The sequence below is a fragment of the Bacteroides sp. 1001302B_160321_D4 genome, assembly GCF_015667765.1.
GTDB classification, from domain to species: Bacteria; Bacteroidota; Bacteroidia; order Bacteroidales; family Bacteroidaceae; genus Bacteroides; species Bacteroides xylanisolvens.
This window is the reverse complement of the sequence record NZ_JADPLO010000110.1, coordinates 1-8943: the sequence shown is the minus strand read 5'-3', so window position 1 is coordinate 8943 and position 8943 is coordinate 1. Positions and strand designations below refer to the sequence as shown.

At 41.3% G+C, this 8943-nt stretch carries 11 protein-coding genes and 1 tRNA gene; 3 read left to right on the top strand and 9 right to left on the bottom strand.

Annotated features, from left to right (window positions below):
• The 9 genes from KFO40_RS24725 to KFO40_RS24685 all read right to left on the bottom strand — a co-directional run.
• Positions 1 to 255, bottom strand: a 255-nt coding sequence (locus KFO40_RS24725; protein ID WP_211146906.1) for an ExbD/TolR family protein, incomplete at its 3' end; no start/stop codon positions are given.
• Positions 256 to 258: 3 nt separating this feature from the next.
• Entirely contained in the window at positions 259 to 852 is a 594-nt protein-coding gene (locus KFO40_RS24720; RefSeq protein WP_004315773.1) for an ExbD/TolR family protein, read from the bottom strand.
• A gap of 36 nt (positions 853 to 888) precedes the next feature.
• On the bottom strand, positions 889 to 1374 hold the full coding sequence (locus KFO40_RS24715; RefSeq protein WP_008019454.1) for a hypothetical protein: 486 nt from the start codon (positions 1372 to 1374) through the stop codon (positions 889 to 891).
• 6 nt (positions 1375 to 1380) lie between these two features.
• A complete protein-coding gene (locus tag KFO40_RS24710) occupies positions 1381 to 2184 on the bottom strand; it encodes a MotA/TolQ/ExbB proton channel family protein (protein WP_118218464.1) in 804 nt (267 codons plus the stop codon).
• A 74-nt stretch (positions 2185 to 2258) separates the two neighbouring features.
• Positions 2259 to 2346, bottom strand: a tRNA-Ser gene (locus KFO40_RS24705).
• A 120-nt stretch (positions 2347 to 2466) separates the two neighbouring features.
• Positions 2467 to 3243, bottom strand: coding sequence for a TatD family hydrolase (locus tag KFO40_RS24700; RefSeq protein WP_008024783.1), 777 nt, complete (start codon positions 3241 to 3243; stop codon positions 2467 to 2469).
• Positions 3237 to 3953 carry a hypothetical protein gene (locus KFO40_RS24695; RefSeq protein ID WP_008024785.1) on the bottom strand — a complete coding sequence of 239 codons (717 nt, stop codon included), beginning with the start codon at positions 3951 to 3953 and terminating at the stop codon, positions 3237 to 3239. The genes KFO40_RS24700 and KFO40_RS24695 overlap by 7 nt, the downstream gene beginning before the upstream one ends.
• A 15-nt stretch (positions 3954 to 3968) precedes the next feature.
• On the bottom strand, positions 3969 to 4943 hold the full coding sequence (locus KFO40_RS24690) for a polyprenyl synthetase family protein (RefSeq protein ID WP_117684560.1): 975 nt from the start codon (positions 4941 to 4943) through the stop codon (positions 3969 to 3971).
• A 69-nt stretch (positions 4944 to 5012) separates the two neighbouring features.
• Complete coding sequence (locus KFO40_RS24685) at positions 5013 to 5696, bottom strand: energy transducer TonB (RefSeq protein ID WP_004321840.1); 684 nt, start codon at positions 5694 to 5696, stop codon at positions 5013 to 5015.
• A 70-nt stretch (positions 5697 to 5766) separates the two neighbouring features.
• On the opposite strand from KFO40_RS24685, the gene cmk reads away from it, so the two are divergent.
• The 3 genes from cmk to pfkA all read left to right on the top strand — a co-directional run bounded on the left by cmk (position 5767) and on the right by pfkA (position 8660).
• A complete protein-coding gene (cmk, locus tag KFO40_RS24680) occupies positions 5767 to 6600 on the top strand; it encodes a (d)CMP kinase (protein ID WP_015531444.1) in 834 nt (277 codons plus the stop codon).
• An 8-nt stretch (positions 6601 to 6608) separates the two neighbouring features.
• Complete coding sequence (locus KFO40_RS24675) at positions 6609 to 7478, top strand: 4-hydroxy-3-methylbut-2-enyl diphosphate reductase (RefSeq protein ID WP_004321844.1); 870 nt, start codon at positions 6609 to 6611, stop codon at positions 7476 to 7478.
• A gap of 201 nt (positions 7479 to 7679) precedes the next feature.
• Positions 7680 to 8660 (top strand): 6-phosphofructokinase, encoded by a 981-nt coding sequence (gene pfkA, locus KFO40_RS24670; RefSeq protein WP_004297914.1) that lies wholly within the window; start codon positions 7680 to 7682, stop codon positions 8658 to 8660.
• Positions 8661 to 8943 lie beyond the last annotated feature (283 nt).

The window sequence follows — 8943 nt, the reverse complement described above, 5'->3', positions numbered from 1 at the left end:
AATACGACTTTCAGTACCCATTTTTGCGCGATATTCCTGCGTAGGTTCTCCTACATAGATGAATGTTACCAGCGATTTCTTCTCCAGTTTTTCGAGTTCAGTACCTTGCGGAAGTGTAAACTGTACCTTTAACGTTACCTCACGCATTGTTGTTACAATCATAAAGAAGAACAACAAGGTAAAGATAAGGTCAGGCAACGAAGAAGTATTCAATGCCGGCATTTCACGTTTACCAGTCTTATTAAATTTTCCCATTACTTACTTCTTTTTTTCTCCGTATTTTTTAGGTTCTGCTTCAGAAATTCGTTGCGGATAAATTTCACGAATCGCTTTTTGCTGATCGTCATTCAATTCCGCATATGTAGTTCCAAATTTCTGTTCAGCCAACTCGTCTCTCAATTCATTGTATGCAGCCACCAATTCGTTCTGCACGCTGATATAAGCCTGATAAGAAGATCCACGGTCATTCTGCAAAGAAATTACGTGCTTGTCATTAACCAGATATGTGCCAAAGAATTCTACATTCTTTTGTGTTTTTTCAGGCATATGTTCTGCGTTAGCAACGTTAGCAATAAATTCTTTAGCTTTCTCTCTCAACTGATCAACACCGATATAATCATTACCGCACATCAAAGCATCATCTTTATTCAAGTATACCTGCAATACGTTACGTTCTTTGATTTTATCAGTATTATCCTGATCTTGATCTTCGGGCGGTGGAGGCAAAAGTCTTGCCAAACCACGGTCCGTATCCATTGATGTTGTAATCAAGAAGAAGATCAGCAACAAGAAAGCGATATCCGCCGTAGAACTTGAGTTAATATCAGGAACTTTTCTTTTTCCTCTTGCCATTGTTATTACTTATTTAATTGAGAATTACTCAATTGATTAGGATAATTTCTTCTTTATGCCACTCACGATGATTGCAACAACTGTTACAAACAACAGGATGTAAATAGAATAAAGGAACATATCAGTTATTTTCAGCCAAAAAGGAACGTTGTCTGTACCGCTATAGCCCTGAATCTGCATTGGTGTTCCGTCACCCATAGACCAAGCAACAACTAAAACAACAACTAAAAGAACCAAACCAAGTAAAGATTTGATAGCATTTGCCGGATTATCTTTCAAGGCTGCTCCAAATTGGAATATTGCACCAAGTATAGTAGCTGCAATGGCAATGCCAAACAAAGCATACATCAAATAAAGTAAGGCGTCTGTTTGAGCCGGCTGCCACATCTCGGGATCTACTCCCGCAATCACTGCATCGCCTGTTGCATCTCCTCCCAAGAAGAAAAGGCACAATACGATCAGGATGATGGCAAACATCGCATAAAGTGCATAATACGATGCTCTATATGTTAACTTACTCATCTTCGATTATTTTTTGTATTTCAAGTTATATTTGATTACCATGTCTAACAAAGAGATAGAAGAATCTTCCATTTCGCTAGTCAGAGCTTCAATCTTAGCAAGTACATAGTTGTAGAATACCTGAAGGATCAATGCTACGATCAAACCGAAGATAGTTGTAATCAAGGCAACTTTCATACCACCTGCAACAACCGTCGGAGAGATATCACCTACCTGCTGGATTTTATCAAATGCCTGCACCATACCGATTACAGTACCCAAGAATCCGAGTGACGGAGCCATTGCGATAAACAGTGTGATCCAAGAACATCCTTTTTCAAGGTAACCAGCCTGTACACCACCGTAAGATACAACTGACTTCTCAACTACATCAATACCCTGATCAATTCTCATCAGACCTTGATAGTAGATAGAAGCAACCGGACCTCTGGTGTTACGAGCAATGTCTTTAGCAGCTTCAACATCACCTTTTTCCAAAGCAGCTTCGATAGATGCCATGAATTTTTTTGTGTTGATTTCAGCCAAACTCAAATAAATGATACGTTCGATACAGAAAGCCAAACCGATCACCAAAGCGATAGCTACCAAACTCATGAAAGATGCAGTACCTTCGATGAATTTAACTTTGATTTCCTTGTGAATACCACCTTCTTCTGCAGCAGGAGCAGCAGCAGCAGTAGTAGCTTCAGCGGCAGGAGCAGCTTGTTGTTCAGTTTGTTCTGCTGCAGGAGCATCTTGAGCCTGAGCAAGTTGAATTGAGCCAAAAGTGAAGGCCCCAATCACAGCAACAATTGCAAATAACTTTTTCATTGTGTGTCTAATTTTTAAGATTAATTAATTGATTATTATTATTGTATTTACTTCTCTTCTCTTTTTCATGTCTGCGGAGAGACGGGGATTCGAACCCCGGATACACTTTTGGCGTATACACGCTTTCCAGGCGTGCCTCTTCAACCACTCGAGCATCTCTCCCTGCATGTTTTCTGCATTTTCAGCTACAAATGTATTCTTTTTTTTCTTTTCTTGAAGCATTCTCCCTCTTTTATCTTGAATAAATACTGCAAATTAATATAATTTAAAACCTTTCGAACCTTATTTGCGGATTCCAAACACTTTTAGCGCATTAACAGAAGTGACCTCTGCTACGTGCTCTGGAGTTATCTGATAAATCTCCGCCACCTTCATAAGTGTGTCTTTTACATTGGCGCTCTCATTTCTCTTCCCCCGGTTCGGCACAGGAGCTAAATAAGGGGAGTCGGTTTCGAGCACAATGCGTTCCAAAGGAACTGTCGTCAGTGTTTCCGGTAAAGTCGATTTCTTAAAAGTAACGACTCCGTTAATACCTAACATAAATCCTTCGAATTCCAACAATTTCGCCGCTTCTTCCGATGTCCCGGTGAAACTATGAAAAATGCCGGTCAATGGCGTCTTTTTATAGGGCTCCATTACCTTATATATATATTCAAATGCTTCTCTTGAATGAATTACAATCGGAAGGTCATACTCTAATGCCCACTCTATTTGCTTTTCAAAAGCCAAAATTTGTTCTTTCAGAAAAGTCTTGTCCCAATAAAGGTCGAGGCCTATTTCTCCGATAGCCACAAATTCATTAGAAGTCGACAAGTACTTGCGTACAACTGCTAATTCCTGTTCATAGGATTCATTGACGGAAGTCGGGTGCAGCCCGATCATCGGATAGCAAAAACCCGGATAATCCCTACACACTGACAACATAGCATCAATGGTGGTACTGTCTATGTTGGGCATGAAAATATAGGAAACTCCCGCTTTCCGTGCACGTTCCATCACCTGCGGCAGGTCTTCGGTAAATTCTTCAACAAAAAGGTGAGAATGAGTATCTATCAGCATGATATTTCTTTTTCTTCTTTTACTTTCTCGCTGGAACGATAATAATATATCAGTCCGTAGTCGCGACATTTTTCTAATCTGGTATCATTGGGAGTGACATCCTGATATTTAGCTTCTACCTGGTTCCAGATATCCAGAATCAATTCATCTGCACGCCCACGCATGGATGCCAATTCATCAAGACTGCGACTGGTTAATGCCTGATAGTTTTTCTGCCGTTCGTAGCTTTCCAGAAAAATATCATAATGCACTTTTACACGTGCAATAGTCGGATTATAAATAGGTATGCCGCCTTGAGTTGTTCTTTGTTGTTCGCCTTCAATTATTTTCTTCCCCCACTCTACCAGTGCGGCTTCACTCAACAGGTCCGGCACTGTGTTTGAAGCAGGCAGGCCATATAATTCTTTATGCGCCACTTTGATTTCATCGCGAAGTACTGCCAAATTGAGTACTTGGATAAAATGAGAGATATACAACCGGGCGGTCTTCACGTTCATCTGATGCTTACGGCTGGCACGCGACTGGTTGTTGTAACACTGTGTATAATAAATTTGCGCAGCCTCGAACCGATGTAAGAAATTACGTGCCTCAAATAATGTCTTTAATGTAATAGCCAAGTCACGTACGTTATACATCTCCCCCTTTTCGACTGCCGCTTTCAACGCCCGAACTCTTGCTTGATCAGTATTTGGTAATCGTCTGTAAGGCATATCTCTGACACTTAGCTACATTTCACGATACATTAATAATTTCACAAGATTCTTCAATTCTTTTTTCCTGTCTTCTGCAACGGCGACTGCAGCCAGACTTTCCATAGCAAGGGTGTAATATTCGCGCATTTTGTTTTCGCAGACATTACGGATATTCAACTGATTATAGATTTCAGTTACCGCTTCTATTTTTTCTGCTGGTTGAAAAGTCTCTGCATTCAACCAACGATTCAATTCTTCCTGCTGCTTTTCATCTGCGTGCTCCAGTGCTTTGATAAGCATATATGTTTTTTTATTGCAAAGAATGTCTCCGCCTATCTTCTTCCCGAACACTTCCGGGTCTCCATATACATCCAACAAATCATCCTGCAATTGGAACGCAACTCCGATATGCATCCCAAAATGATAAAGATTCTCTGCATCTTCAGCAGTCGCTCCTGCCAAAATTGCACCGATTTTAAGACTAGCAGCAAGCAACACAGCCGTTTTCAAACGAATCATTTCAATGTATTCGTCTTCTGTCACATCACAGCGGGACTCAAATTCCATATCCAGTTGCTGCCCTTCACAGATCTCAAGTGTAGTCAGACTGAATAAATCCATCACTTCTTTCAGATGTTCCTGCGGACATCCCGTCATATAGCGAAATGCCAGAATCAACATAGCATCTCCCGAAAGAACAGCAGTGTTATCGTTCCATACTTTGTGTACAGTAGGTTTGCCTCTGCGCACATCCGAACGATCCATCAAATCATCATGCAACAAGGTGTGGTTGTGGTAAACTTCAATTGCAGTGGCTGGATCGTATATAGACGCTACATCCTCCCGATACAAGTTATATCCCATCAACATTAACACAGGACGTATCCGCTTCCCACCCAGAGAAAGGATATATTCAATCGGTTCATAAAGTCCTTTCGGCGTCCGGGTAAACTGAATTTCAGAAATATGATGATTTATCTTATCAAGTAATTGAGAAGCTGTAAACATGATGAATAAAAAAATTAATGAATAAAAAGAGGCTGCCGAAAGCAGCCTCCTAATTTATATTATTACAAATTACTGCAATCTAAACATCACAGGAACCGTAAATTTAACACGTACCGGTTTTCCGCGCTGCATACCTGGTTTCCACTTCGGCATGGTATTAATCACACGGAGGGCTTCTTTATCCAGATACGGGTCAACGCTACGTACAACCTTCGCATCTACGATACTACCGTCTTTGTTAACAACGAACTGTACGATAACACGTCCTTGAGTTCCGTTTTCCTGTGCGATAGTCGGATATTTAATATTCTTTGCCAGATACTGCATTAAAGCTGCTTGTCCGCCCGGGAAGTCCGGCATGTTTTCTACAACCTCGAAAATAGTCTGTTCTTCCGGTTCTTCTTCAACAACTTGTACAGGCACATATTTTACTTCTACACGAGCTTGGTTATCTTCATTGATAATAGTTGTTGTTTCCTCAATATCAGCTTTATCATCCACAATCTCCAGCAATTCTGCTACTTTTGGAGCTTCAGGTGGTGGTGGAGCTGCTTGTTCAGGGGTTTCGGTAATAGGAATAATTTCCTCTTCAAACACGACATCAGCTACTGCCTGGCTTGTATCAATCTTCACGTCACGCTGGGTCCATTCGAACGCCACGAACATGAAAGCTAGAACTACCACGTAACCAACGAGCAACCATGTAGACTTCTTGCCTTCCAGGTCTGCTTTGGGTGATTTTTTAACTTCCATAAATTTATTAATATAATGATTAAAAAAAAGTGTCCTTTCATGTGTCTCCGGGCAAATATAGTACATTTTCATGTATTCGTTCCCCTCTTTGCCTCTTTTTATCCGGCTTTTTAACTTTTTTAATTCTTTCGTACTTGTCTTGCTCCTTTTAACGGCAAACTTATGGTTGATTTTCAAATTTACCGTATCTTTGGCGAACAAATCAGATAAACTGAATATGAAAAAGATAACAATTGCAATCGATGGTTTTTCCTCTTGCGGAAAAAGCACAATGGCTAAAGATCTGGCCCGTGAAGTGGGCTACATTTACATTGACAGCGGAGCCATGTATCGTGCGGTCACTTTATATAGTATAGAAAACGGAATTTTCGACGGAGACGTTATCGATACGGAGAGGCTGAAAAAAGAAATTAAGGACATTCATATATCGTTCCGGCTGAATAAGGAAACCGGACGTCCCGACACTTATCTCAACGGTGTGAATGTAGAGAATAAAATCCGTTCGATGGAGGTTTCTTCCAAAGTGAGTCCTATCAGTACGCTCGACTTCGTACGTGAAGCAATGGTAGCTCAACAACAAGCAATGGGAAATGAGAAGGGGATTGTCATGGATGGCCGGGACATAGGTACCACTGTTTTCCCGGATGCGGAACTGAAAATATTTGTAACCGCCACTCCCGAAATCCGTGCTCAACGCCGTTATGACGAGCTGAAAGCAAAGGGACAGGAAGCCAGCTTCGACGAGATTCTGGAAAATGTGAAACAACGGGATTATATCGATCAAAACCGGGAAGTAAGTCCGTTGCGCAAAGCAGAAGATGCGCTGCTCCTGGATAATACCGACTTATCGATTGAAGAGCAGAAAAAATGGCTTTTCGAACAATTTAATAAGGTAAGTAAATAGTTTGTTTTATGATCAAGGTAGAGATAGACGAAGGTTCCGGCTTCTGCTTTGGTGTGGTGACAGCCATTCATAAGGCAGAAGAAGAGTTGGCAAAGGGAGAAACACTCTATTGCCTCGGAGACATTGTGCATAATAGCCGGGAAGTGGACAGGCTGAAAACGATGGGATTAATCACTATCAATCGGGAAGAATTCAAGCAATTGAAAAATGCAAAAGTATTGCTCCGGGCGCATGGAGAGCCACCGGAAACTTATATGATTGCCCGTGAAAATAATATCGAGATTATCGATGCGACCTGTCCGGTTGTATTACGTTTGCAGAAACGCATCCGACAAGGCTATCTGGCAGACAGTGACGAAGAAAAACAAATTGTCATCTACGGCAAGAGCGGACACGCTGAAGTGCTGGGACTGGTAGGGCAGACAGACGGAAAAGCAATTGTGATTGAAAAGGCAGAGGAAGCCAAAAAGCTGGATTTAAATAAAAGTATCCGCCTTTTCTCACAGACAACCAAGTCACTGGACGAATTTCAAGAAATCGTAGAATACTTCAAACAACATATTTCACCGGAGGCGACTTTCGAATATTATGATACAATCTGCCGTCAGGTTGCCAACCGTATGCCTAAGCTCCGGGAGTTTGCGGCTACACACGATTTGATCTTCTTCGTCAGCGGCAAAAAGAGTTCGAACGGAAAGATGCTGTTTGAAGAATGTTTGAAAGTGAACGCTAATTCGCATTTGATAGATAACGAGAAAGAAATCGATCCTTCTCTTCTTCAAAACGTAAAATCGATTGGTGTATGTGGGGCGACTTCTACTCCAAAATGGTTGATGGAGAAGATTTACAATCACATTCGGACGCTTATCAAAGAATAATTGCTTTATTCATATAAAGAATAATAGCAAAGCAACATAAGAAAAAACGGCAAAGTAACACGAATGAATAAAAAGAAAGCAAGAAAGGGCTATTTGAACATTTTTAATGTTTTCTTCATACGAAAAAAAACTTCATAACCGCTGCTTTCAACTTTTTATTGTACATTTGCCGCGTCAAACTAATTAATGAGAGATTGTTATATGGGAACAGTTAAGTGTATCGGAATTTTGACCTCCGGAGGTGATGCTCCGGGAATGAACGCTGCTATACGTGCAGTGACACGTGCAGCTATCTACAATGGATTGCAAGTCAAAGGTATATACAGAGGCTATAAAGGTCTGGTCACAGGTGAAATCAAAGAATTTAAGAGTCAGAATGTGAGTAATATCATCCAGTTGGGTGGTACTATCCTGAAAACAGCCCGTTGTAAAGAGTTCACGACTCCGGAAGGTCGCCAGTTGGCTTATGATAATATGAAAAAAGAAGGCATTGACGCCTTGGTTATCATTGGTGGAGACGGTTCACTGACAGGTGCACGCATCTTTGCACAGGAATTTGATGTTCCATGTATCGGACTGCCGGGAACTATTGATAATGACCTTTACGGTACAGATACTACCATCGGATATGACACTGCATTAAATACGATATTGGACGCTGTGGATAAGATTCGTGACACGGCCACTTCACACGAACGTTTGTTCTTTGTAGAAGTGATGGGACGTGACGCCGGTTTCCTTGCATTGAACGGAGCGATCGCTTCGGGAGCGGAAGCTGCTATTATTCCGGAATTCAGTACGGAAGTCGACCAACTGGAAGAGTTTATCAAGAACGGATTCCGTAAATCAAAAAACAGTAGTATTGTATTGGTAGCCGAAAGCGAACTGACCGGAGGAGCCATGCATTATGCCGAACGTGTGAAAAACGAATACCCGCAATACGATGTACGTGTGACGATCTTAGGTCACTTGCAACGTGGTGGTAGCCCGACTGCCCACGACCGTATCCTGGCAAGCCGCCTCGGTGCTGCTGCTATCGATGCTATTATGGAAGATCAACGTAACGTAATGATCGGAATCGAACATGATGAAATCGTTTACGTACCGTTCAGCAAGGCTATTAAGAATGATAAACCAATCAAGAGAGATCTTGTCACTGTATTGAAAGAGCTTTCAATCTAATCTTTTTATTTTTAGGAGTTCAGCTTATATCAGTATTATAAGATAAAGAGCGGTGGATGAACGGGAGATTTCCTTATCATTCACCGCTCTTCTTTCATTTATTCAATGCTTCTTTTCACCACAGAGGACACGGAGGACACAAAGGTGAATTTGTTTTATGACTTACGGTTGTGACCCTAATTTTAATGCGTAATCCTCCTCTATAAAGTTGAAAAAACATGAAAACATCTGCCACCTGCAACCAAACGCGTGTAATGCACTAGTTGATAAATAGTTGGAGCGT

Bases quoted from the DNA above. Each gene is read 5' to 3' on its own strand.
- KFO40_RS24720 (WP_004315773.1), bottom strand. From the start codon at position 852: ATGGCAAGAGGAAAAAGAAAAGTTCCTGATATTAACTCAAGTTCTACG.
- KFO40_RS24715 (WP_008019454.1), bottom strand. From the start codon at position 1,374: ATGAGTAAGTTAACATATAGAGCATCGTATTATGCACTTTATGCGATG.
- KFO40_RS24710 (WP_118218464.1), bottom strand. From the start codon at position 2,184: ATGAAAAAGTTATTTGCAATTGTTGCTGTGATTGGGGCCTTCACTTTT.
- KFO40_RS24700 (WP_008024783.1), bottom strand. From the start codon at position 3,243: ATGCTGATAGATACTCATTCTCACCTTTTTGTTGAAGAATTTACCGAA.
- KFO40_RS24695 (WP_008024785.1), bottom strand. From the start codon at position 3,953: ATGCCTTACAGACGATTACCAAATACTGATCAAGCAAGAGTTCGGGCG.
- KFO40_RS24690 (WP_117684560.1), bottom strand. From the start codon at position 4,943: ATGTTTACAGCTTCTCAATTACTTGATAAGATAAATCATCATATTTCT.
- KFO40_RS24685 (WP_004321840.1), bottom strand. From the start codon at position 5,696: ATGGAAGTTAAAAAATCACCCAAAGCAGACCTGGAAGGCAAGAAGTCT.
- cmk (WP_015531444.1), top strand. From the start codon at position 5,767: ATGTATTCGTTCCCCTCTTTGCCTCTTTTTATCCGGCTTTTTAACTTT.
- KFO40_RS24675 (WP_004321844.1), top strand. From the start codon at position 6,609: ATGATCAAGGTAGAGATAGACGAAGGTTCCGGCTTCTGCTTTGGTGTG.
- pfkA (WP_004297914.1), top strand. From the start codon at position 7,680: ATGGGAACAGTTAAGTGTATCGGAATTTTGACCTCCGGAGGTGATGCT.